23 protein-coding genes and 6 tRNA genes are annotated in these 23535 nt (G+C 60.6%); 20 read left to right on the forward strand and 9 right to left on the reverse strand.

What is annotated here, in order from left to right:
• Positions 1-13 precede the first annotated feature (13 nt).
• From L6D63_RS12370 to L6D63_RS12390, 5 genes are all read left to right on the forward strand, one after another.
• Positions 14-457 carry a hotdog fold thioesterase gene (locus L6D63_RS12370; protein WP_047295752.1) on the forward strand — a complete coding sequence of 148 codons (444 nt, stop codon included), beginning with the start codon at positions 14-16 and terminating at the stop codon, positions 455-457.
• Between the two features lie 118 nt (positions 458-575).
• The gene (locus L6D63_RS12375; RefSeq protein ID WP_131671693.1) at positions 576-1382 is read left to right on the forward strand and encodes an alpha/beta fold hydrolase; all 807 of its coding nucleotides are present in this window, start codon (positions 576-578) and stop codon (positions 1380-1382) included.
• Positions 1379-2233, forward strand: a complete 855-nt coding sequence (locus L6D63_RS12380) for an alpha/beta hydrolase (protein WP_131671692.1) — start codon at positions 1379-1381, stop codon at positions 2231-2233. The genes L6D63_RS12375 and L6D63_RS12380 overlap by 4 nt, the downstream gene beginning before the upstream one ends.
• Positions 2234-2348: 115 nt before the next feature.
• Positions 2349-3155 (forward strand): DUF4892 domain-containing protein, encoded by an 807-nt coding sequence (locus tag L6D63_RS12385; RefSeq protein ID WP_236170335.1) that lies wholly within the window; start codon positions 2349-2351, stop codon positions 3153-3155.
• Between the two features lie 69 nt (positions 3156-3224).
• Positions 3225-4265, forward strand: a complete 1041-nt coding sequence (locus L6D63_RS12390) for an AI-2E family transporter (RefSeq protein ID WP_047295744.1) — start codon at positions 3225-3227, stop codon at positions 4263-4265.
• A 337-nt stretch (positions 4266-4602) separates the two neighbouring features.
• On the opposite strand, the gene L6D63_RS12395 is transcribed toward L6D63_RS12390, so the two are convergent.
• Together L6D63_RS12395 and L6D63_RS12400 are read right to left on the reverse strand one after the other, a co-directional pair.
• Positions 4603-4836: a hypothetical protein gene (locus L6D63_RS12395; protein ID WP_236170336.1), complete on the reverse strand. Its 234-nt coding sequence runs from the start codon at positions 4834-4836 to the stop codon at positions 4603-4605.
• A 41-nt stretch (positions 4837-4877) separates the two neighbouring features.
• The gene (locus L6D63_RS12400) at positions 4878-5636 is read right to left on the reverse strand and encodes a hypothetical protein (RefSeq protein ID WP_183082861.1); all 759 of its coding nucleotides are present in this window, start codon (positions 5634-5636) and stop codon (positions 4878-4880) included.
• Positions 5637-6020: 384 nt separating this feature from the next.
• Between L6D63_RS12400 and L6D63_RS12405 the strand changes: the two genes are divergently transcribed.
• From L6D63_RS12405 to L6D63_RS12430, 6 genes are all read left to right on the forward strand, one after another.
• Positions 6021-6096: transfer RNA gene (locus tag L6D63_RS12405), tRNA-Glu, on the forward strand.
• 2 nt (positions 6097-6098) lie between these two features.
• Positions 6099-6174, forward strand: a tRNA-Gly gene (locus L6D63_RS12410).
• A 104-nt stretch (positions 6175-6278) separates the two neighbouring features.
• A tRNA-Glu gene (locus tag L6D63_RS12415) sits at positions 6279-6354 on the forward strand.
• Between the two features lie 3 nt (positions 6355-6357).
• Positions 6358-6433 (forward strand) — tRNA-Gly (locus L6D63_RS12420).
• A gap of 55 nt (positions 6434-6488) precedes the next feature.
• A tRNA-Glu gene (locus tag L6D63_RS12425) sits at positions 6489-6564 on the forward strand.
• 2 nt (positions 6565-6566) lie between these two features.
• Positions 6567-6642, forward strand: a tRNA-Gly gene (locus L6D63_RS12430).
• A gap of 131 nt (positions 6643-6773) precedes the next feature.
• On the opposite strand, the gene L6D63_RS12435 is transcribed toward L6D63_RS12430, so the two are convergent.
• From L6D63_RS12435 to L6D63_RS12450, 4 genes are all read right to left on the reverse strand, one after another.
• Positions 6774-8513, reverse strand: a complete 1740-nt coding sequence (locus L6D63_RS12435) for a dipeptidase (RefSeq protein WP_047295710.1) — start codon at positions 8511-8513, stop codon at positions 6774-6776.
• Between the two features lie 200 nt (positions 8514-8713).
• On the reverse strand, positions 8714-9352 hold the full coding sequence (locus tag L6D63_RS12440; protein ID WP_047295709.1) for a LysE family translocator: 639 nt from the start codon (positions 9350-9352) through the stop codon (positions 8714-8716).
• Between the two features lies 1 nt (position 9353).
• Positions 9354-10124, reverse strand: a complete 771-nt coding sequence (locus tag L6D63_RS12445) for a 2OG-Fe(II) oxygenase (protein WP_095668580.1) — start codon at positions 10122-10124, stop codon at positions 9354-9356.
• 89 nt (positions 10125-10213) lie between these two features.
• On the reverse strand, positions 10214-10840 hold the full coding sequence (locus tag L6D63_RS12450; protein ID WP_131671689.1) for an alanyl-tRNA editing protein: 627 nt from the start codon (positions 10838-10840) through the stop codon (positions 10214-10216).
• Positions 10841-10930: 90 nt separating this feature from the next.
• Between L6D63_RS12450 and L6D63_RS12455 the strand changes: the two genes are divergently transcribed.
• A complete protein-coding gene (locus L6D63_RS12455; protein ID WP_041069083.1) occupies positions 10931-11929 on the forward strand; it encodes a LysR family transcriptional regulator in 999 nt (332 codons plus the stop codon).
• Positions 11930-12029: 100 nt separating this feature from the next.
• Here the strand turns inward: L6D63_RS12455 and L6D63_RS12460 are convergent, their stop codons facing one another.
• Both L6D63_RS12460 and L6D63_RS12465 read right to left on the reverse strand, forming a co-directional pair.
• Positions 12030-12437, reverse strand: a complete 408-nt coding sequence (locus L6D63_RS12460) for a PA2817 family protein (RefSeq protein WP_041069086.1) — start codon at positions 12435-12437, stop codon at positions 12030-12032.
• An 89-nt stretch (positions 12438-12526) separates the two neighbouring features.
• Entirely contained in the window at positions 12527-14974 is a 2448-nt protein-coding gene (locus L6D63_RS12465; protein WP_047295702.1) for an acyl-CoA dehydrogenase, read from the reverse strand.
• Between the two features lie 247 nt (positions 14975-15221).
• Between L6D63_RS12465 and L6D63_RS12470 the strand changes: the two genes are divergently transcribed.
• From L6D63_RS12470 to L6D63_RS12485, 4 genes are all read left to right on the forward strand, one after another.
• Positions 15222-15881, forward strand: a complete 660-nt coding sequence (locus L6D63_RS12470) for a transglutaminase-like domain-containing protein (protein ID WP_047295700.1) — start codon at positions 15222-15224, stop codon at positions 15879-15881.
• A 43-nt stretch (positions 15882-15924) separates the two neighbouring features.
• Complete coding sequence (locus L6D63_RS12475; RefSeq protein ID WP_236170337.1) at positions 15925-16548, forward strand: glutathione S-transferase family protein; 624 nt, start codon at positions 15925-15927, stop codon at positions 16546-16548.
• Between the two features lie 133 nt (positions 16549-16681).
• A complete protein-coding gene (locus tag L6D63_RS12480) occupies positions 16682-17614 on the forward strand; it encodes an ABC transporter ATP-binding protein (RefSeq protein WP_121186661.1) in 933 nt (310 codons plus the stop codon).
• Positions 17611-18390: an ABC transporter permease gene (locus L6D63_RS12485; RefSeq protein WP_041069097.1), complete on the forward strand. Its 780-nt coding sequence runs from the start codon at positions 17611-17613 to the stop codon at positions 18388-18390. Before L6D63_RS12480 ends, L6D63_RS12485 begins: the two co-directional genes overlap by 4 nt.
• A gap of 80 nt (positions 18391-18470) precedes the next feature.
• On the opposite strand, the gene L6D63_RS12490 is transcribed toward L6D63_RS12485, so the two are convergent.
• A complete protein-coding gene (locus tag L6D63_RS12490; protein WP_047295696.1) occupies positions 18471-18989 on the reverse strand; it encodes a DUF2062 domain-containing protein in 519 nt (172 codons plus the stop codon).
• 136 nt (positions 18990-19125) lie between these two features.
• Between L6D63_RS12490 and L6D63_RS12495 the strand changes: the two genes are divergently transcribed.
• The 4 genes from L6D63_RS12495 to lpxK all read left to right on the forward strand — a co-directional run bounded on the left by L6D63_RS12495 (position 19126) and on the right by lpxK (position 23521).
• Entirely contained in the window at positions 19126-21339 is a 2214-nt protein-coding gene (locus tag L6D63_RS12495) for a DNA internalization-related competence protein ComEC/Rec2 (protein WP_131671688.1), read from the forward strand.
• Positions 21340-21450: 111 nt separating this feature from the next.
• Entirely contained in the window at positions 21451-22086 is a 636-nt protein-coding gene (locus L6D63_RS12500) for a MotA/TolQ/ExbB proton channel family protein (RefSeq protein ID WP_047295693.1), read from the forward strand.
• A complete protein-coding gene (locus L6D63_RS12505; protein WP_027612340.1) occupies positions 22083-22511 on the forward strand; it encodes an ExbD/TolR family protein in 429 nt (142 codons plus the stop codon). The genes L6D63_RS12500 and L6D63_RS12505 overlap by 4 nt, the downstream gene beginning before the upstream one ends.
• Positions 22511-23521 carry a tetraacyldisaccharide 4'-kinase gene (gene lpxK, locus L6D63_RS12510; RefSeq protein WP_131671687.1) on the forward strand — a complete coding sequence of 337 codons (1011 nt, stop codon included), beginning with the start codon at positions 22511-22513 and terminating at the stop codon, positions 23519-23521. Before L6D63_RS12505 ends, lpxK begins: the two co-directional genes overlap by 1 nt.
• Positions 23522-23535 lie beyond the last annotated feature (14 nt).

Below are 23535 nucleotides of genomic sequence, written 5' to 3' on the forward strand. Positions count from 1 at the left end.
AAGGAAGCCTGCGATGACCTTGTGGCGCACCACTCCGAACATCGAGCAGTTGAACGCAATCCAGAAAAACACCATCGGCGAAGTGCTGGATATCCGCTTTGAGTCCTTCGACGAAGCGTCGTTGACGGCGAGCATGGTCATCGATCACCGCACCCATCAGCCTTATGGTCTGCTGCACGGCGGCGCTTCGGTGGTGCTGGCGGAAACCGTCGGTTCCATGGCCAGTTACCTGTGCATCGATGCCAGCAAATTCTATTGCGTGGGGCTGGAGATCAATGCCAACCATCTGCGCGGTTTGCGCAGCGGGCGGGTGACCGCAGTGGCCTCGCCAATTCACATCGGTCGCACCACGCATGTCTGGGACATTCGCCTGACCAGCGATGAAGGCAAGGCCAGTTGCGTCTCGCGTTTGACCATGGCGGTGGTGCCGTTGGGCGAGCAGCCGCCGGTGCGTTGAAGTCCGATGCGCCACTGCCATGACCGGACTGTCATCATTCCTGGCAGTTACGGTCATTGCTCAGCGCCGCGCTCTTGCGGACAATCAGCGGCATGTTTCTGCTCATGGATAAACCTGCATGTCGCAACCGATCTTTTTCGCCCACGCCAACGGGTTTCCCTCGGGCACCTATGGCAAGTTGTTCGCGGCGCTGGCGCCCGAGTACCGGGTTGCGCATCTGGAGCAGCATGCCCATGACCCGCGTTTCCCGGCGGACGACAACTGGTACAACCTGGTCGACGAACTGATCCACCATTTGCAGCAGCAGGATCAACCGGTGTGGGGCGTCGGCCATTCCTTTGGCGGCGTGTTGCACCTGCACGCCGCATTGCGCTGCCCAGAGCTGTATCGCGGCGTGGTCATGCTCGACTCGCCGGTGCTGACCCGCACTGACCAATGGGTGATCCGCGCGGCCAAGCGTTTCGGCTTCATCGACAGGCTGACCCCGGCCGGACGTACGTTGGGGCGGCGCGAAGAGTTCGCCGACCTCGACACGGCGCGCAGCTACTTTGCCGGCAAGACCCTGTTTCGCGGTTTCGATCCGGAATGCTTCGATGCCTACCTGCAACACGGGTTGCAGACGGTCGGCGACAAGTTGCGTTTGCGCTTCGACCCGGCCACCGAAATCAGCATCTATCGCGGCGTGCCGCACACCAGCCCGGGCCGTACGCGCCAATTGCAGGTGCCGCTGGCCGTGGTGCGCGGGCACAAGAGCCGGGTGGTCATGCGTCATCACACGCGGTTCGTCGGGCGCCTGCCCCAAGGGGAAGCCCTGAGCATGCCCGGCGGACACATGTTCCCGCTCGAACGTCCGCAAGACACCGCGCGCCTGCTCAAAGAGCTGTTTACGCGTTGGGAGCGCCGCCAACAGAAGGACTGCGCATGAGCCCGACCTTCGAAGAAGTGCGCCTGAGCCTGCCGCATATCGAACTGGCGGCGCACTTGTTCGGCCCCGAGGACGGTCTGCCGGTGATCGCCCTGCATGGCTGGCTCGACAACGCCAACAGCTTCGCGCGCCTGGCGCCGAGGCTCAAAGGCCTGCGCATCATTGCCCTGGACATGGCCGGGCATGGGCATTCCGGGCATCGCCCGAACGGCGCCGGTTATGCGCTGTGGGACTACGCCCATGATGTGCTGCAGGTCGCCGAGCAATTGGGCTGGAAACGCTTTGGCCTGCTCGGGCATTCGATGGGTGCCATCGTTTCGCTGGTGCTGGCCGGTTCGTTGCCGGAGCGCATCAGCCATCTGGCGCTGATCGATGGGGTGATTCCGCCTACAGACAAAGGCGAAAACGCCGCCGAGCGTATGGGCATGGCCCTGCAGGCGCAGCTGGATCTGCGCGAGAAGCGCAAACCGGTCTACAACACCCTCGATCGTGCCATCGAAGCGCGGATGAAAGGGCTGGTGGCGGTCAGTCGCGAAGCCGCCGAACTGCTGGCGCAACGCGGTTTGATGCCGGTGCCCGGCGGTTATACCTGGCGCACTGATAATCGGCTGACTCTGCCATCGCCGTTGCGCCTGACTCAGGAACAGGCGATGGCGTTCGTCCAGCGCATCGCCTGTCCGGCGCAACTGGTGGTCGCCGCCGACGGCATGCTGGCCAGACATCCGGAGTTGCTGGAGCGTCTACCCTTTAGCCAGGAACAGCTGGCGGGCGGGCATCATTTGCACCTGAACGATGAGTCCGGTGCCGACCTTGTCGCAGACTGTTTCAATCGCTTCTTCGCCATTCCTTGACTTGCACCGGGCAACTGTCGAGGCTGGGCGGGTTGAAATGGGAGACAAACACGATGGATTTCTATACCGCTGCGACCCCGACCCGCCAAGCCATGCCGATCCGATGAGCCTGACTATGCGGTCACTCAGTCTGTTGGCGCTGTGCTGTTTCAGTCCCGTTCTCTTCGCTGCCGATGTGCCAGGCAGCCAGGATCTGCAGATCGTGCCGCGCCTGGCCGATGCGCAGATTGTCGACTATCGCCCTCCGGTGGAGCTCGAGCGGATCTATCCGCTGGGCTCGATTCGCAAGATCAGCGGCCAGTTGCGCTTCGACGGCCAGGTCACCGCGCGCGGCCAGACCACTTCGGTCACCTATGAATTGCCCCCGGAGCACTCCGCCACCGAAGCCTTCACTGCTGCTCGCGAAGCCCTGCAAAAGCAGGACGCCGAGTTGCTGTTCTGGTGCCAGGCCCGCGACTGTGGCGAAAGCAGCCTGTGGGCCAATGAAGTGTTCGGCAATGCCAAGCTGTACGGTGCCGACGAGCAACAGGCCTATCTGCTGTTGCGTCTGGCCGCACCGAAGGACAACACCCTGGTAGCGCTCTACAGCATCACCCGTGGCAATCGCGAAGCCTACCTGCATGTCGAACAGTTCGAAGCGGGCGCGCCGTTGGGCGAGTTGCTTCCGACGTCGGCGACGCTGTTGCGACAGCTCAAAAGCACCGGCGAACTGGACTTTCCCAAGCTGACCGGGGACCCGGATGACACCTGGCTACGACTGATTTCCCGCGGCTTGAACCTCGACACCACCCAGCGCGTGACGATTTCCGGGCCGAAGGCCGAGGCCTGGCGTCAGGCATTGATCGGTCAGGTCGTGCGCGCGGCGCGGATGGAGGCGGGGAGCGCCGATGGCGCTGGCCTGCGCGTTGATCTGTTGCGATAAGCTGCATCGTACGTGCACGCGGGGCGTGTTCGCCTACGCTTTGACCGACTGACTTCTTCGAGACTTTACATGCTCAATAATGATCGGCTGTTGGTGCAGATTCTCCTGCTGGTGCTGTTTGGTGCCAGCCTGTGGGTGATGGCGCCGTTCTGGTCGGCGCTGTTCTGGGGGGCGGTGCTGGCGTTCGCCAGTTGGCCGCTGATGCGTCTGTTGACCCGTTGGCTCAATGGCCGCGAATCACTTGCTGCGGCTATTTTGACCCTTGGCTGGATGCTGCTGGTGGCGGCGCCACTGGTGTGGCTGGGGTTCAATCTGGCCGATCACGTGCGCGATGCCACGGCGTTCATCAAGGATGTACAGGTCGACGGCCTGCCGGAAGCACCGGCCTGGCTCGGCAGCGTGCCGCTGGTCGGCGAGCGGCTGGTCGGGGTCTGGAACAGCATCGATCAGCAGGGCGCCGCGCTGATGGTGTCGATCAAGCCGTATCTGGGGCAGGTCGGCAACTGGTTGCTGGCGCGCAGTGCGCAGATCGGCGGCGGGATCCTCGAGCTGACCCTGAGCATTGTCTTCGTGTTCTTTTTCTATCGCGACGGGCCGCGACTGGCGGCGTTTGTGCACGGTCTGCTGGAGCGGCTGATTGGCGAGCGTGCCGGGTATTACATCGAGCTGGTGGCCGGCACTGTGCAGCGGGTGGTCAACGGGGTGATCGGTACGGCGGCGGCGCAGGCGATTCTGGCGTTGATCGGGTTCCTGATTGCCGGCGTTCCGGGGGCGCTGGTGTTGGGGATCGTGACGTTCCTGTTGAGCCTGATTCCGATGGGGCCGCCGTTGGTGTGGATTCCGGCGACGGCCTGGCTGGCGTGGAAGGGCGAGTACGGGATGGCGGTGTTTCTCGGGATCTGGGGCACGTTCATCATCAGTGGCGTGGATAACGTGTTGAAGCCTTATCTGATCAGCCGGGGCGGGAATCTGCCGTTGGTGATTGTGCTGCTTGGGGTATTTGGCGGGTTGATTGCGTTTGGGTTTATCGGGCTGTTTATCGGGCCTACGTTGTTGGCGGTGGCTTATAGTTTGTTGACGGATTGGAGCAAGAGTCAGGCTCGGGTTTAGATTTGGCTGGGGTGGTTTGACTTGGCGGCCTTTGGGCCGACCATGCTCCTGGGGTTTTGGGTGTTTATCCGTTGCTTCGGGTGTTGCGGCTGGCGGTTTCGCCCTTACGGCGAGTCACTTTTGCAGACGCCCAAAAGTAACCAAAACGCTGGGCCCCGGCGTTCGGCCCTCGCTTAGGCTCGGGTTCCTTCGCTCCGGGATTCATCCGGGGGCATCGCCTCCGGTTTGCTTCGCTGCACCTCCTCTCGATGTGTTCGACTGCGTCGAACGGTCGCTGCGCTCCCACCCCCGGATAAACCCCTCCACTCAGCCTGCCGACGGGGCCGGTACGGCAAGATCAAGAGCTGCAGCCGAGCTTGCGCTCATCCTGTGTAGGAGCTGCCGAAGGCTGCGATCTTTTGATCTTGATCTTGATCTTGATCTTGATCTTGATCTTGATCTTGATCGTGATCTTGACCTTGACCTTGACCTTGATCTTGATCTTGTGGGAGCTGGCTTGCCAGCGATGGCGGCCTGACAGCCGACCAATCTCTAACTGAATGTCCTCAATGGCAGCCAGCTCACCCCCCACAAAAAAGCCACCTCTCGGTGGCTTCTCTTAACTCTCGACACTCAGTCGTAGATCACTTTCTTCTTCCAGTCCGCGTCGGCTTCAACTTCCTTGAGGCCTTCGGTCAACTGGTTCACTTCGCCTTCGACCGGTGCAATTTTGTCCATGACCTGAGCGTTGGCGCGGGCCAGCAGTTTTTCCAGGTATTGCAGTTGTTCCGAGTACATCTGCGGGTCTTGCTGTTTGCGCAGGTATTGCACGCCGCGTTCGAAGGCGAGGCGGGCCTGGCCTGGCTGGTTTTGTTGCAGGGATTGTTGGCCGAGGTTGTTGAAGAACTCGATGTGCAGCAGGACCAGGATGTGGCGGACTTCCTTGATCCAGTGTTTGGCTTCGTTCGGCGGCAGGAAGCCGTCGTGGGCGGCGCGGGTGATCTGGCCGTGAAGGGCTTCGAGCAGGAAGCGGACGTCCTTGGCTTTGGCTTCGGTCAGGATCGGTGCCGGCGGGTTGTTGACCGGAATCGATTCGCCCTGGGCTACCAGTGCGCTGAGTTCAGTGATCCGTGCCTTGATCGTGGCGCTGGTTTTTTCCAGGTTCAGCAGACGCTGGCAGACGTTCATTTCCAGACGCGTCAGCAGCAGCTTGAGTGCCGGCGTCATGAACTGACCGGGGAAGGTTTCAGTCAGTTCGCCGCAGCGGCGCAGGCGGTCGTTGAGTTCGACTTTGGTACGGGCCTTCTCCAGTTTGTTGTTTTCCACCACATGGTTCATGTAGCCAATGGCGATCAGAATTGCGATCCCGGCTACGACTAGCAGGGTGATCATGAGTGGTGTCACCGGTAAGACCTCTTTATAGGGTTCGCATGCGAGTGTAGTGGCTGGGCACTTGGGCGCCCAGCGCCGCTCGACGAGTTGATTCAGCAGCTTCTGTGTATATCGGCTGCACACTGCTTATATGAATGCTGGCGCAAGGTGCGCAGATTGCCATCATCGTGTTGCGGACTATAACGCCTTGGCGAGTGGCGGAATATAGGCGTCAATCGTCGGGCGACGGAAAAGCCCGAATGCTCTCGTAAAGCAGGTCGAAGTCATTGATTTAAATAAATTTATATTCGGGGGTTGACGACCTCTCAAACCATCCATAGAATGCGCGCCACTTGCAGCGTAAAGCACACAGCGAAACGCGGCAGGGAGTGAATGTTGTAGTGTGTCCCCTTCGTCTAGTGGCCTAGGACACCGCCCTTTCACGGCGGTAACAGGGGTTCGAGTCCCCTAGGGGACGCCAATGCGGGAATAGCTCAGTTGGTAGAGCACGACCTTGCCAAGGTCGGGGTCGCGAGTTCGAGTCTCGTTTCCCGCTCCAATTTTAAACAGCACTGCTTTCGGGCAGGGCTGAGTGAAACCAGAACCTGATCTTCGGAGACGGCTCTGGACACCGAAACACACACCATGTGTTCCGGGTAGCGTGTCCCCTTCGTCTAGTGGCCTAGGACACCGCCCTTTCACGGCGGTAACAGGGGTTCGAGTCCCCTAGGGGACGCCATTTGCGGGAATAGCTCAGTTGGTAGAGCACGACCTTGCCAAGGTCGGGGTCGCGAGTTCGAGTCTCGTTTCCCGCTCCAAATTCTAAAAGCGCCGCTCAGTGAGCGGCGTTTTTATTAGTGAAAGTTGTAGCCTGTCCCCTTCGTCTAGTGGCCTAGGACACCGCCCTTTCACGGCGGTAACAGGGGTTCGAGTCCCCTAGGGGACGCCATTGCGGGAATAGCTCAGTTGGTAGAGCACGACCTTGCCAAGGTCGGGGTCGCGAGTTCGAGTCTCGTTTCCCGCTCCAATTTCACAAAAACGCCGATCAGTGATGATCGGCGTTTTTGTTTGTGCAGCATTTTGCACGCAACAAAAAAGGACCTTCGGGTCCTTTTCTGTTTTCACGTCAGGCCCGCTGAATCACGGGCCTGTGTCTTGTCAGAGCTTCGGCAGCTGGCCGACACGACCCATCATCTCAGTGACGATCTGCAGGTCCAGCAGGAACTGGTCAACCGTCTTGAACTCACCGTCGGTATGGCCGGTGTATTTGACTTCAGGACGGGCCAGGCCGAATTGCACGCCGTTCGGCAAGTCATGCACCGAGGTCGCCCCGGCCGAGGTGCCGAACTCATGCTTCATGCCCAGGTTCTCAGTGGCCACCGCCAACAGTGCTTTGACCCATTCGCCTTCCGGGTTGCGATACATCGGTTCGTCGATCGAGTAGGTGAAGTCCGCGGCGACGTGGGTTTTCTTGCTCCAGGCGGCGAGTTTGTCAGCGATTTCCTTCTGCAGCACTTCTGGCGATTTACCCTTCGGTACGCGCAGGTTGACAGCCAGTTTGAAGGCCTTGTCGTCCACACCGACGTAGGTCAGCGAAGCAGTCAGCGGGCCCATGAACGAATCGGAGAAGCCGACGCCAAGTTTTTTCCCCAGATAATCCAGGCCCCAGTTGTTGGACGCATAGCGGGCAGCGTCGGTGATCTGGTTGTGCTTGAGCGCCACCTTGCCGTCGAGACCGTTGATGAAGTCGAGCATCCGCGCGACCGGGTTGACGCCGGACTCGGGTTCGGAGGAGTGCGCGGACACACCGGTGACGCTCAGCTTGACGTCTTTGCCGTCAACTTTTGCCGCCACTTTGAAGTCGCCACCGTGTTTTTTCGCGTACTCGTTGCCGGCCTTCTGCAGGCTCGCCGCCAATTGCTCCGGCTTGTCGGTGACGAGAGTAGCGACCGAAACCGACGGAATCTGGTTGGTCGCCAGGCCGCCGGTCATCGAAGTGATTTCGGCGCCACTGCCTTCAGCCTTGCGCAGCGGGAAATTGGCCATGACCGTGCCGTAGCCTTTCTCGGCGATGACCACCGGGTAACCGCCATCCAGCGCCATGTTGTAGTTCGGTGTCGGGTTGTGCTCGAAGTAGTAGGGGATCGCGTCACCCGTGGTTTCTTCAGTGGTGTCCACCAGCAGTTTGAAGTTGCGTGCCAGTGGCAGCTTTTCTTCCTTGATCACTTTCATGGCGTACATGGCGACGACGATGCCGTTCTTGTCGTCTTCGGTGCCACGGCCATACATGCGGTCGCCGATCAACGTCACTTTGAATGGATCGAGTTTGGTGCCGTCCTTCAGCACCCAGTTTTCCGGGGTGACCGGGACCACGTCGGCATGGGCGTGAATGCCCACGACGTCATCGCCGCTGCCGTCGAGGGAAATTTCATAGACACGGTTGTCGACGTTGCGGAATTTCAGGTTGAACGATTCGGCGAGGTTCTTGATCTTTTCGGCGATTTTGATGAACTCGGGATTGTCGTGCTGAGCCACGCCTTCTTTGCGGAAGGTCGGGATTTCCACCAGTTCGCGCAGCGTTTCCAGGGCGGCTTTGCCGTACTTGGCGCGGGTGTAGATGCCCAGCAGGCGATTGATCTCGTTCTGCTGCTCGGCGGTCAGGGTCTTGTTGTCGAGAAAACCATTGATCGCCGGGGCGAGGTTGTCGGTCTTGCCCGGATTGCTGCTCGCGACCGCACCGAGAAACTGACGAAAATCGCTGACCGTCGTATTGCTGAACGCCTTGAGGATCGCAGCACTTTGCTCGGGGCTGATGTTGGCTTGGGCCGGCAGGGTGAACGACGAAAGACTGGCCAGAACCAGGCTTGTGGCAGCCAGACGCTTGAGGGAAAAATTCATTGCAGTGGGCATTCCTTTGCAGGCATTTACAGGGGAAGTGTTTGAAAGTTGAAACAAATCTTTTCCAAGCTAACACCACGAAGGTGTTAAAGGGGAGTCCCTGAAGTGGGATCCGTCGCACAGAAATGCAAAAGCGGCGCACAAACGAAAAAGGCCCGATCGGTGTTGAACGGATCGGGCCTTTTGTTTTGGCGCAGCGTTTACATCGACAGCACCAGCCTGCCGGCGAACAGAATCAGGATCACGCCCATGCTGCGTTCGAACCAATGGCCCATGCGCATGAACAGGGACCGCACCCGGCTGCTGGAAAAAAACAGTGCGACGATCACGAACCATAGCGCGTTGACGAAGCACATCCACACCCCGTACAGCGCCTGGATGTTCAGCGGCGTAGTGGCGCTGATGATCGTGGTGAAGATCGCCAGGAAAAACAGCGTGGCCTTGGGGTTGGTCGCATTGGTCAGAAAGCCGGTGCTGAACGCCTTGAACAGTGACTGCGCGACCAGCGGCTCGTCGGTATTGTTTTCACCCTCGAGCGTGGACTTCGGTTTACTGCGAATCAGGCTGATGCCGAGGTAAAAGATGTACGCGCCACCGATCACCTTGGCCACGGTCAGCAACCACGGCGTGGTGTGCATGAGCGCGCCAACACCGAGCAAAGTATAGAGAACGTGCACCGAAATACCGGCGCCGATGCCCAGTGCGGTGCAGATGCCCACCAGTCGGCCGAAGCGTACGCTCTGGCGGATGGTCACGGCGAAGTCCGGGCCGGGAGCGACCACGGCCAGAAAGTGAATGGTGGCCAGTGCCAGAAACTCGCCCAGGTAGTTCGATAACATCTCAGCTCCAGAAGGTCAGGGGTGAAGCATTGCCGCGATAGCCGACAAAGAATGAAAGGCTCAGTCGCGGATCCGCTACGCCCGGCGTCACCGAGTGCATGCAGCGCGAATTGAACATGATGAAATCGCCCGGCTCCGGCCGCACTTCCAGGGTCGGTGGGCCGAGCAGCGCCGGGTCGATGCCGTAGCTGTCGCCGCGCATCTCGTCGAACCGGTCCGGGCTGATATCGTCGTCCCACATCTGCAGCGCACCGCCCTCGGTCGGCATGTTCAGGTACACGTTGCAGGCGAACTGCGCCTCCAGGCTGCGGGCCTGAAAGCTGTCCGGGGCGTCCTTGGCGAAAATGTCGTGATGAGCGAGGAAACACACACCGGGTTTGACCACCCGTGACAGGCCGACATACATCTTGCGGCCATAGAGGTTTTCCAGATGAGCGCCGGCCGGCCAGGACTCGTCGAGCATGCAGCGCAGGGTATCGACCGGCGAGGAGTAGGGGGCGCAACGTTCGCGCAGTTCAGCGATGTTGCGGGTGGCGCGTTCGAAGTAGTCCTCGATCAGCAGCGGCTGGTTTTCCGCCTCGTAAAACGCCATGCCGATGCGGCCGATGCTCGGCGCGTTGATGTAGCCTTCAAAGCCCGGAGCAAGAATCTTGTCGCCAAGCTGAACCGCCAGCGGCTCCGGCAGAAAGCCTTTGACGCGGATGGCGAGGACTTCTTCGTTGGCCAGTTTTTTTATGCACGTCTCATCGAGACGCTCGACGTCTAGCATCATTGTTTTAGGTCCATCTATCGATAGTCAACGGAACCGGCGAGTGCGGTTCCCCCGGCGCCGGACGCTGCGCGAGGCAGCGTCCGAGATGCTTAATCCACGCTGTAGTGGACGGATAACGTGCCTTTCTTCTGCGAAAGGGAAGCGATCTTGACTGTGCCCAAATCCTTCAGGCTGCGTACATGGGTGCCACCACAGCCGTAGGCCGGCAGCTCGCCAAAACCGATTTCCCGCGCGCCTTCACGCAGCGAGGTCAGGCGGGGCAGGTCGTGTTCGATCCACTCACGAATACCGTATTGAACGGTTGGCGCGTCGACTTCCTGAGCCGCATCGCCGGGTTTGAACTGCACCCGGCCTTCGTCTGGCCAGTGGTGCGCCTTGACCGGCGTCCAGCCCATGGCTTGCACGAAATGCCCGATCAGGTGCCCGGCTGAATGCATGCGGGTGTTGTAGCGGCGACGTTGTTCATCGACATGGATGCAGGTCATGCCGAGTTTCACCGGACGGTCGACGTAATGCACGATCCGATCCGGCTCCTGGATCACGCGCAGCACCTGGCTTTCGCCGATCATGCCGGTATCGCAAGGCTGCCCACCGCCTTGCGGATGAAACAGCGTGGCGCGCAACACCACGGCAAATTCGTTCTCGTGGGGCGTGCAGTCGAGGACTTCCACATTAGCCTTGAGGTCATCACTATGGAAAAAGAGGCGAAGCGTCATATTCCATGCCCTTATTAAAGTGTCTTTTTTTATTATATGAATCGTGCAATAACGTGATAATCCGTTCAAACATCAAAGGACTTGTGCGCTGTGAGCATCAATCTTCCGCTGCCGCTGCTCGGTGAAATGGCGATCTTCGTCAAGGTCGTGGAGACCGGCAGTTTCTCCGAAGCCGCCCGCCAGCTGGGTTCGTCGCCGTCGGCGATCAGTCGCAGCATTTCCCGACTGGAAAAGGCTCTGGCCACGCGTTTGCTGCAGCGCACGACGCGTAAATTGCGTCTGAGTGATGGTGGTGAAGAAGTGTTCAAGCGCTGTCAGGAGATGGTCAGCGCCGCCAAATCGGTGATGGAGATCAGTGGGCAGTTCACCCACGAGGCGGAAGGGTTGGTGCGGGTCAGCGTGCCGAAAGCGGTCGGGCGCTTCGTGATTCATCCGCACATGCCCGAGTTTCTGCGGCGTTATCCGAAAGTCGATGTCGAGTTGCTGCTGGAAGACCGCCAGGTTGATTTGATTGACGATCATGTCGACCTGGCGATTCGTATTACGGACCGTCCGCCGGCGGGGCTGGTCGGGCGACAATTGCTGACCATCGACCATTTGCTCTGCGCCACCCCGCAATACCTGGCCGACCACGGCACACCGACGCATCCGCATGATCTGCTCAATCACAGTTGTATCTATCTGGGAGAAACCCCGAGCGATGCCCGCTGGAAATTCAAGAAGGGCAGTAAAGCGGTGACGGTCGGTGTGCGTGGCCGCTATGCCGCCAACCACACCGGCGTGCGGCTCGGAGCCGTGTTGCAGCACATTGGTATCGGCAGCTTGCCGTACTTCACCGCGCGTTATGCGCTGGAGCAGAAACTGATTGTGCAGGTGCTGCCGGAGTGGACATTCCTCGCGTCCTATCACGGTGGGCTGTGGCTGCTGCATTCACCGACGCGTTATCTGCCGCCGAAGCTGCGGGTGTTCATCGATTATCTGGTGGAGTGTCTGGAGAAAGAGCCGACGTTGAGCAAGCCGGGGAAGGCGGGTGCGCCGAATAATCTGGCGATGGCGTATGAATTGCCGGAGAGTGAGGGCCTGCTTTAAAAGCAAAAGATCACAGCCTGCGGCAGCTCCTGCAGAGATCACATGTATTCCCTGTAGGAGCTGCCGCAGGCTGCGATCTTTTGATCTTCAAACCCTTAAATCAGTGCTTGCTGTCCTGGGCAGACATCGCCAGCAACTGTTTTTCCTGGTTCCAGTCGAACGGTTCGTCGTTCTGTTCGGCTTCGTAGCGACGTTCTTCCAGTGCCTGATACAGGTCGATTTCTTCATCGGACAGGTAGTGCAGGCAGTCGCCAGCGAAGAACCACAGCAGATCCCGCGGGATCAGGTGGGCAATTTGCGGATAGCGGGTAATCACTTGGGTCAGGATGTCCTGGCCCAGGTACTGGCTTTCGATCGGATCGATCGGCAGGGATGCCAGCAGTTCGTCAAAGCGCTCCAGGAACAAGGCATGGCTTTCTTCGGGAACCTGATCGGCCTCACCTACGGCGACCAGGATACTGCGCAGGTGGTCGAGCAAAACAAGATGATCGGCAACGACGTTGGACACGAGATAAGTCCTCAAGAGCAAAACGGGCGCGGGAGTATAAAGCTCTCGCGCCCGTTTTTCACAAATAAACAGCTACACGGTCGTCAGCATCAACGGACTTTGCCTTCTGCCTGTTTCAGTTCTTCCTTGTCGAAATCATCGACGTCGATCACCTTTCGCCGTGCCGCTTCAGCATCGCGCAGGGTTTGCGCCTCCGCCGCTTGCAACACCCCGGCCTCCAGTGCGGCGTCGATAGCGTGTTCGCCCGCCGCCGGTTTGACCTGGCCGCTTTTCAGCGCAGTGTGCAGTTTCTTGTGCAGGGGTTGCGCGGCACCCAGCAGATCGCTGGCGTGTTGCAGGGCACCCACGGCATCGTCGGCGGACTGCGGGCGATAGCAACCGGCGAGCAGTTCTTCGAGAGTCGGATCGCCTTTGGCGCGACCAATAACAGCTGCCACTTCGGCACCGAGCTTGTCCGATGGGCCTTTGTGGCGACGGCCGAACGGGAACACGATCACCCGCAGCAGGCAGCCAAACACTTTGTTCGGGAAGTTGCTCAGCAGCTCATCCAGTGCCCGTTCCGACTGACCGAGGCTTTCTTCCATCGCCCAACGGAACAGCGGCTCCATATGCGCGGGCGAATCCAGGTCGTGATAACGCTTGAGCGCGGCGGAGGCCAGGTACAGGTTGCTCAATACATCGCCGAGACGCGCCGACAGGCGTTCGCGACGCTTCAGTTCGCCACCCAGCAACATCATGCTGAAGTCGGCGAGCATGGCGAAAGCCGCTGCCTGCCGATTGAGTGCGCGGAAATAACCTTGGCTGATCCTGTCCCCTGGCGCATGTTCGAAGTGGCCAAAGCCCAGGTTCAGCACCAGGGTGCTGGCGGCGTTGCCGACGGCAAAACCGATGTGCTTGAGCAGCAGGCCATCGAATTCTTTCAGTGCCTGTTCCTTGTCTTCACGGCCGGCGAGGGCCATTTCCTTGAGCACGAAGGGATGGCAGCGAATGGCGCCCTGACCGAAGATCATCAGGTTGCGCGAAAGGATGTTGGCGCCTTCCACGGTGATGAAGATCGGCGCGCCGTTCCAGCTGCGCCCGAGGTAGTTGTTCGGACCCATGATGATCGCCTTGCCGCCGTGCACGTCCATGGCGTGGGTGATGCACTCGCGGCCGCGTTCGGTCAGGTGGTACTTGAGAATCGCCGACAGCACCGACGGTTTCTCGCCCAGATCCACTGCGTTGGCAGTCAGCATCCGTGCGGCGTCCATCATCCAGGCGTTGCCACCGATCCGCGCCATGGCTTCCTGAATGCCTTCGAAGGCCGACAGCGGGACGTTGAACTGCTCACGAATCTGCGCGTACTGACCGGTCACCAGACTGGTGAACTTGGCCGCGCCAGTGCCGACGGCTGGCAGCGAAATCGAACGCCCGACTGACAGGCAGTTCATCAGCATCATCCAGCCCTTGCCGAGCATTTCCTGGCCGCCGATGAGATAGTCCAGCGGGATGAATACGTCTTTGCCCGAGTTCGGGCCGTTCATGAATGCGGCGCCCAGTGGCAGGTGTCGACGGCCGATTTCCACGCCCGGTGTATCGGTGGGAATCAGCGCCAGGCTGATGCCGAGATCTTCCTTGTCACCCAGCAGATGCTCCGGGTCATAGGCTTTGAAGGCCAGACCGAGCAGGGTCGCCACCGGACCGAGGGTGATGTAGCGTTTTTCCCAGTTCAGGCGCAGGCCGATGACTTCCTGGCCGTCCCATTGGCCTTTGCAGATGATCCCGGTGTCCGGCATGGCGCCAGCATCGGAACCGGCCAGCGGGCCTGTGAGGGCGAAGCACGGAATGTCGTCGCCACGGGCCAGCCGCGGCAGGTAGTGATTGCGCTGTTCATCGGTGCCGTAATGCAGCAGCAGTTCGGCCGGGCCGAGGGAGTTGGGCACCATTACGGTGGAGGCGAGGTCGCCGCTGCGGGTGGCGAGCTTCATCGCCACTTGCGAGTGAGCGTAGGCGGAAAAGCCCTTGCCACCGAATTCCTTGGGAATGATCAGGGCGAAGAAGCCGTGTTCCTTGATGTGGCTCCAGGCTTCTGGCGGCAGGTCCATCGACTGGCCGATCTGCCAGTCAGTGACCATCGCGCAGAGCTCTTCGGTGGGGCCGTCGATAAAGGCCTGTTCCTCTTCGCTCAGTTGCGCTTTCGGGTAGGACAGCAGCTTGTCCCAGTCCGGACGGCCGCTGAACAGCTCGCCGTCCCACCAGACGGTACCGGCATCGATCGCGTCGCGTTCGGTCTGCGACATCGGCGGCAGGGTTTTCTGGAACCAGTTGAACAGCGGCGCGGTGAAGTGTTTGCGGCGCAGGTCGGGCAGCAGCAACGGCGCAGCAACCACCGCGAGCACGACCCACAGCACCAGCAGCAACCAGCCCGGCGCATGGCTGAAAATACCCATCGCCAGCAGGTAAATGGCGACGATGCCCAACGCGGGCAGCGGGGCGATGCGGCGGTGAGCGAGGTACGCCACACCGACGATCAGAACCAGTATCCACAACAACAGCATATGTAATCCTCCGTGAACCAGGGCCAACCGACCCACCAGAGCTTAGACGGCATCTGTAAAACGGGTGGTCAGAACATGGTGATTGAACTCGTGGGAAACCCCGGATGGTTTTCGTAGGTTCGGTGGGCAACACCCGTGGGAAATCGTTCGCCATTCCCGCGTCTTCGCGTGCATGTTTGGCCGAAACGTCGTTATCTCTGTGCTTGAGCTGTCGCTAGACTCGGGGCTCCCCCAGGAGAACATCGTAATGCGCGAGTATCTGAGTCCCGGCCGCTTCATCGATAGTGACCACCCGGCGGTGGTGGAGTTCGCCGAACAGCACCGCGGTGCCAGCCGTGACCCGCTCGAGCAGGCGCTCGGTCTCTATTACGCCGTACGTGAAGCGGTGCGCTACAACCCCTACACGTTCAGCCTCGACCCGCAGACCCTGTGTGGCAGCCATGCGCTGGCGACCGGAGAAAGTTATTGCGTGCCCAAGGCCACCTTGCTGGCCGGGTGTGCGCGGCATTGCGGCATTCCCGCACGCATCGGTCTGGCCGACGTCAGGAATCACCTGTCGACCCCGCGTTTGCTGGAGCTGTTGCGCAGCGATGTGTTCGCCATGCACGGCTACACCGAGCTGTTCCTCAACGACCGTTGGGTCAAGGCCACACCGGCCTTCAACCAGCAACTGTGCGAACTGTTCAACGTCGCACCGTTGGACTTTGACGGGATCCATGACAGCGTTTTCCACCCGTACAACCGAGACGGCGCGTTGCTGATGGAGTATCTGGTCGATCACGGGCAGTTCGCCGATGTGCCGGAACAGTTCTTCTTCGAACATCTGGAAAAGTGCTACCCGCACCTGTTCGGCGAACATCAGGCGAAGGTGCTGGGCGATATGCAGAGTGATTTGAGCCGTACATGATCCGGCGTATGCTGCCTGCCCACGCATTGAAAAAGAGGCGGTCATGCTGAAGATCTGGGGACGGAAAAACTCATCGAATGTCAGGAAGCCACTGTGGGCCGCCGAAGAGCTTGGCCTGGCCTATGAGGCGATTGACGCGGGTGGCGCTTTCGGGGTGGTCGACACACCTGAGTATCGTGCGATGAACCCGAACGGCCGGGGCCCGGTGATCGAGGATGACGGCTTCGTGCTGTGGGAATCGAATGCGATCGTGCGTTACCTGCTGGCCAAACATGCGCCGAACAGCCAATGGTTTCCGGCAGACCTGCAAGCCCGGGCCATCGCCGACAAATGGATGGACTGGACCACCTCGAGTTTTGCCGGGCCGTTCCGCACGGTGTTCTGGGGTGTGGTGCGTACGCCAGCGGACCAGCAGGACTGGCCAGCGATCAACGCCGCAATCAAGGAGTGCACGGCCCTGCTGGCCATGGCCGATCAGGCCCTCGCCAGCCAGCCATACCTGTCCGGCCGAGAAATCGGCATGGGCGATATTCCCCTCGGCAGTTTCATTTATGCCTGGTTCGAGATGCCCATCGAACGCGCCGCGCAGCCGCATCTGGAGGCCTGGTACGCACGGTTGAAGCAGCGTCCGGCCTATCAGAAAGCGGTTATGACCGCGTTGACTTGATAATAACTATCGACACTCTTGACTGTACTTGTGTGGCGGCGGCAAGCACCATTGCGTTCACGCGCCGTGGTTGTTTTGTTCGCCTCCCGGCCCAATCTTTCCTTTTCTTCCCTTCTTGGTGCGTAAATCCGATATGAGTTCCGCTCTGTCCATCCGGCAGCTAACCAAAACCTACGGCAACGGGTTCCAGGCCTTGAGTGGTATCGATCTGGACGTCGCCGAAGGTGACTTTTTCGCCTTGCTCGGCCCTAATGGCGCGGGCAAATCCACGACCATCGGCATTCTCTCGACCCTGGTCAACAAGACCAGCGGCACGGTGAATATCTTCGGTCATGACCTGGACAAGAACCCCGCCGCGCTCAAGCGCTCGATCGGCGTGGTGCCCCAGGAATTCAACTTCAACCAGTTCGAAAAGACTTTCGACATCGTCGTGACCCAGGCCGGTTACTACGGCATCCCGGCGAAAATCGCCAAGGAGCGCGCCGAGCAGTACCTGACCCAGCTTGGCCTGTGGGACAAGCGCGATGTGCCGTCGCGCTCGCTGTCCGGCGGCATGAAGCGGCGTCTGATGATTGCCCGCGCCCTGGTGCATGAGCCGCGCCTGCTGATCCTCGATGAGCCGACCGCAGGCGTCGACATTGAACTGCGTCGTTCGATGTGGACATTCCTCACCGAGCTGAACCAGAAAGGCATCACCATCATCCTCACCACGCACTATCTGGAGGAGGCTGAGCAGTTGTGCCGCAACATCGGCATCATCGACCACGGCACCATCGTCGAGAACACCAGCATGAAACAGCTGCTGGGCCAATTGCACGTCGAGACCTTCCTGCTGGATCTGAAAAACGACTTGCACGCTGCGCCACCATTGATCGGCTATCCCGCGCGGTTGCTCGACGGCCATACCCTGGAGGTCCAGGTCGACAAATCCATGGGCATCACCGCGCTGTTCACTCAGTTGGCGCAACAGAACATCGAAGTGCTGAGCCTGCGTAACAAAACCAATCGCCTCGAGGAGCTGTTCGTGTCCCTGGTGGAGAAAAATCTGTCGAAGGTGGCGGTATGAGTTCCGAATTGCGCCCCAACCTCGTCGCCCTCAATACCATCGTTTACCGTGAGGTCCGGCGTTTTACCCGAATCTGGCCGCAGACCCTGCTGCCGCCGGCGATCACCATGGTTCTGTATTTCGTGATCTTCGGTAACCTGATCGGCAAGCAGATCGGCGGCATGGGTGGCTTCAGTTACATGGAGTACATCGTGCCGGGGCTGATCATGATGTCGGTGATTACCAACTCCTACGGCAACGTGGTCTCGAGCTTCTTCGGCAGCAAGTTCCAGCGTTCCATCGAGGAACTGATGGTCTCGCCGGTGTCGCCGCACACCATTCTGATCGGCTACACCATCGGCGGCGTGCTGCGTGGTCTGATGGTCGGGGTGATCGTGACCATTCTGTCGCTGTTCTTCACCCATCTGCAGGTGCATCACCTCGGCGTGACCTTGTTGGTGGTGATTCTGACCGCGACGATCTTCTCGCTGCTGGGCTTCATCAACGCGGTGTTTGCGCGCAACTTCGATGATATTTCGATCATCCCGACGTTTGTGCTGACGCCGCTGACCTACCTCGGTGGCGTGTTCTACTCGATCACCTTGCTGCCGCCGTTCTGGCAGACCGTGTCGCTGGCCAACCCGGTGCTGCACATGGTCAACGCTTTCCGCTACGGCATTCTCGGGGTGTCGGATATCCGCATCGGTATCGCGATCACCTTCATGCTGGTGGCGACTGTGGTGTTGTACCTCGGTTGTGCGCGGTTGCTGGTGAGTGGGCGCGGAATGCGGACCTGATCCAATGTGGGAGCGAGCCTGCTCGCGAATGCAGACAACACAAAAATAAACGGCCTCCCACTGCGGAGGCCGTTTTGCATTCAATGCACGCGGTTCTTTTTGCGTCGCGCCCATTGCCGCGCCACCCACCAGCGCCAGTACAGCATCACCGTGAAGTAGGCGAGGATGCCCAGAAGCAGTCCGCATACCACCGACCCCAGCAAAAACGGCTGCCACATGGTCGAGAGCTCTCCGCTGATCCATTCCCAGGTCAAGGAGTCGGGCAGGGTGCGGGCGGGCACATTCATCAACCAGGCTCCGGCCTGATAAGTACAGAAAAACACCGCCGGCATGGTGATCGGGTTGGTCAGCCACACGAGGCTGACGGCAATCGGCATGTTGCCGCGCACGGTGATCGCCAGTGCGGCCGCCACCAGCATCTGCGCCGGAATCGGCAGGAACGCGGCGAACAGGCCGACGGCCATCGCCCGGGCCACCGAGTGACGATTGAGGTGCCAGAGGTTGGGGTCATGCAACAACTTGCCGAGAAAGCGTAAGGATTTGTGTTCCCTGATGCTCGTCGGGTCGGGCATGTAACGTTTGAATAAGCGCCGGGGCATAAGGCTTCTCGGTCGGTTAAGGCGGCAAGTATGTCTGGATTCTACGAAGCGCCCATTCAGACTTTGTGACAATTGTTGACTACGCCCCGCCTTCGCAGCAGCTATGCCTAACGCAGGAACCCTCAAGGACAGGCTTATGCGCACAGGGATGATGGCGCTGGCAGTCGGTCTGCTGGTACCCGTTTTTTTGCCGGTTTTACCGCCGGTCGGGTTGATGATGTTGTTGCCGCTGGTGGGGCTGATGTTGCTGCCGTTTCGCAGCTATCCGCTGGCGTTTCTGCTGTTCGGTTTCTCTTGGGCGTGCGTCGGTGCGCAGTCGGCGTTGAATGATCGCCTGCCCGCAGCGCTTGACGGCGAAACCCGTTGGGTCGAGGGGCGGGTGGTCGGCTTGCCGCAAACCAGCGAGGGCGTCGTGCGTTTCGAGCTGGCCGATGCCCGCTCGCGACACGAGAAATTGCCGTCGTTGATGCGTCTGGCGTGGCACGCCGGGCCGCCGCTCAACAGCGGCGAGCGTTGGCGGCTGGCGGTGAAGCTCAAGCGCCCGAGTGGCCTGCTCAATCCCGATGCGTTCGATTACGAAGCGTGGCTACTGGCGCAACGCATCGGCGCGACCGGCACGATCAAAGACGGTCAGCGCCTGGCCGAGGCCAGTTGGGCGTGGCGCGACAGCATTCGCCAGCGCTTGCTTGAAGTGGACACGCAGGGCCGGGGCGGTGCATTGGCGGCGCTGGTGCTCGGTGACGGCTCCGGGCTCAGTCGCGAGGATTGGCAGATCCTGCAGGACACCGGCACCGTGCATCTGCTGGTGATTTCCGGTCAACACATCGGGATGTTGGCGGCGGTCGTGTATCTGCTGATCGCCGGGCTGGCGCGCTATGGCTGGTGGCCGCTGCGCTGGCCCTGGCTGCCATGGGCCTGTGGGCTGGCGTTTGCCGCAGCGCTCGGCTACGGCTTGCTCGCCGGGTTTGATGTGCCGGTGCAACGGGCCTGCGTGATGGTCGGGCTGGTGTTGTTGTGGCGCCTGCGCTTTCGCCATCTCGGCGCGTGGTGGCCGCTGTTGCTGGCCTTCAATGCGCTGCTGTTATTCGATCCGTTGGCCAGTTTGCGTCCCGGTTTTTGGCTGTCGTTCGCCGCCGTGGGGATTTTGATTTTCACCTTCGGCGGGCGCCTCGGCGCGTGGAATTGGTGGCAGACCTGGACCCGGGCGCAATGGCTGATTGCGCTGGGCCTGTGCCCGCTGTTGCTGGCGCTGAACCTGCCGATCAGCCTCAGCGGCCCTCTGGCGAATCTGCTGGCGGTGCCGTGGGTCAGTCTGCTGGTGCTGCCACCAGCGCTGCTGGGCACGCTATTGTTGCCGGTGCCTTACGTCGGTGCAGGCTTGTTGTGGCTGGCCGGTGGTTTGATCGACTGGCTGTTTCGCGGCTTGTTGGTGATCGCCGGGATCTGGCCGGCATGGATCTCACCGTCGCTGCCGTGGTGGACCTTGTTGATTGGCAGTCTCGGGGCCGTATTGTTGCTGTTGCCGCGCGGTGTGCCATTGCGACCATTGGGTTGGCCGTTGCTGTTGATTTTGCTGGCGCCGCCTCGCGAGCGGGTGGCCGAGGGACTGGCTGATATCTGGCAACTCGATGTCGGTCAGGGCCTGGCGATCCTGATCCGCACACGTCATCACACGGTGCTCTACGACGCCGGGCCACGTTTCGGCGATTTCGATCTGGGGCAGCGGGTGGTGCTGCCGGCGCTGCACAAACTGGGGGTCGAGCGCATCGACCTGATGCTGCTCAGTCATGCCGATGCCGACCATGCCGGTGGTGCGCTGGCGGTATCGCGGGGCCTGAAAGTGACACGGGTGATCAGCGGCGATCCGCCCGGCCTGCCCGCCATCCTGCAGGCCGAGGCCTGCGAAAGCGGACGCCAGTGGCAGTGGGATGGGGTCCGTTTTCAACTGTGGCAATGGTCGGCGGCCCAAGACAGTAATCAGCGCTCTTGTGTGTTGCAGATCGAGGCCAATGGCGAGCGTCTGCTGCTGACCGGCGATATCGACACGGCTGCCGAACGGGCTCTGCTGGAGAGTCCGTTGGCGCTACCAACGCATTGGCTGCAAGCGCCGCATCATGGCAGCCGCAGTTCGTCTTCAATGGCACTGCTTCGGGCTCTGAGGCCGCATTCGGTGCTGATCTCCCGGGGGCAGGGCAATTCGTTCGGGCATCCGCATCCGCTGGTGCTGGCGCGTTATCGCCAGCAAGGGCTGCGCATCTACGACAGCGCGCAGCACGGCGCCATTCATCTGCGCCTGGGCGGCTTTCAGGCGCCATGGCTGATGCGTCAACAGCGGCGTTTCTGGCGGTGAAACACCATTGATCGCGGGATCGGCGAATGCGGCATCAGGTCGTCGGGGCGGCGGGTCTTAATCGCGAACCGGTATGGTAAAGTGGCGCACTTTTTCGAGGGGACTGTCACTGTGTGGGAATTGGTCAAATCCGGCGGCTGGATGATGTTGCCGATCATTCTGAGTTCCATCGCGGCCATGGCGATTGTCGCCGAGCGCCTGTGGACCCTGCGCGCCAGCCGCGTCACCCCCGAGCATCTGCTGGGCCAGGTCTGGGTCTGGATCAAGGACAAGCAGCTCAATAAAGAAAAGCTCAAGGAATTGCGCGCCAACTCGCCGCTGGGTGAAATCCTCGCCGCGGGCCTGGCCAACTCCAAGCATGGTCGCGAGATCATGAAGGAATGCATCGAAGAAGCCGCCGCGCGGGTGATTCACGAGCTCGAACGCTACGTCAACGCGCTGGGCACCATTGCTGCCATGGCACCGTTGCTGGGCCTGCTGGGCACGGTACTGGGCATGATCGATATTTTCAGCGCTTTCACCGGTTCCGGCATGGCCACCAACGCTTCTGTGTTGGCCGGTGGTATTTCCAAGGCACTGATCACCACCGCAGCGGGCCTGATGGTCGGTATTCCATCGGTGTTCTTCCACCGTTTCCTGCAGCGCCGCATCGATGAACTGGTGGTGGGCATGGAGCAGGAAGCGATCAAACTGGTCGAAGTGGTGCAGGGCGACCGTGACGTCGATCTGGCCGGGGACAAAGCGTGAAATTCCGTCGCAAACCCCGGGAAACGATCGACATCAACCTCGCGTCGCTGATCGACGTGGTGTTCATCCTGTTGCTGTTTTTCGTCGTGACCACCACCTTCACCCGTGAGACCCAGTTGCGCGTTGATCTGCCGGAATCGGTCAGCGGCTCGCCTGCCGAAGACCAGCAGCTCAAGCAACTGGACGTCGCGATCAGCGCCGAAGGTGTGTTCTCGGTGAACAACAAGATTCTGCCGAAGAACGACCTGGCGACGCTGATGGAAGCCATGCAGAAAGAAGCCAACGGTGACACCAACATGCCGTTGTCGATCAGTGCCGACGGCAAGACCCAGCACCAATCGGTGATCACCGCCATGGACGCGGCCGGCAAGCTCGGTTTCAGCCATCTGCGCATGACCACGGTCGAGGCGGCGCCCAAATCCTGATGAGCCTGTCCGATCGTTTGCTCGCCGCGTGGTATCAGGGGCACCCGGCCCTGACGCTGCTGCGGCCGCTGGAAATGCTCTACCGCCGCGTGGTGGTCAACAAGCGCCAACGCTTTCTCGACGGTGAAGGCCCGATCTATCAGCCACCGGTGCCGTTGATCGTGGTCGGCAACATCACCGTCGGCGGCACCGGCAAGACGCCGATGATCCTGTGGCTGATCGAGCATTGCCGCCGTGCCGGCCTGCGCGTCGGCGTGGTCAGTCGTGGTTACGGCGCCAAACCGCCGCAACTGCCGTGGCGGGTCACCGCCGAGCAGAGCGCCGATATCGCCGGCGATGAGCCGCTGTTGATCGTGCAGCGCACCGGCGTACCGCTGATGATCGACCCTGATCGCAGTGCCGCGGTCAAAGCCTTGCTCGCCAGTGAACCGCTGGACCTGATCCTCTCCGACGATGGCATGCAGCATTACCGTCTGGCGCGGGATCTGGAGCTGGTGCTGATCGACGCCGCTCGTGGTTTGGGCAACAAGCGCTGCCTGCCGGCCGGTCCGTTGCGCGAGCCGATCGAGCGCCTGCAAAGCGTCGATGGCGTACTGTTCAACGGTGCCACGGCGGATCGTGAAGAGGGTTTCGCCTTTCACCTGCAGCCGACGTCGCTGGTCAATCTGCGCAGCGGCGAGCGCCAGCCGCTGGCGCATTTTGCGCCCGGTCAATCGGTGCACGCGGTGGCCGGGATCGGCAATCCGCAACGTTTCTTCAATACCCTCGAAGCGCTAGACTGGCGGGCAATCCCCCATGCGTTTGCCGACCACGCCGAATACAGCGTGCAGGCCTTGAATTTCACACCGTCATTGCCGTTGGTGATGACCGAGAAGGATGCGGTGAAGTGCCGTGCCTTCGCGGCTGACGACTGGTGGTACCTGACGGTCGATGCCGTGCCGTCACCGGCCTTCGTGGCCTGGTTCGACACCCAGTTGATGCGCCTGTTGCCCGATCGTCTTTTGCCTTAACTCTTTATCCAGGG

Source organism: Pseudomonas parakoreensis (assembly GCF_021602155.1).
Taxonomy (GTDB): Bacteria; Pseudomonadota; Gammaproteobacteria; order Pseudomonadales; family Pseudomonadaceae; genus Aquipseudomonas; species Aquipseudomonas parakoreensis.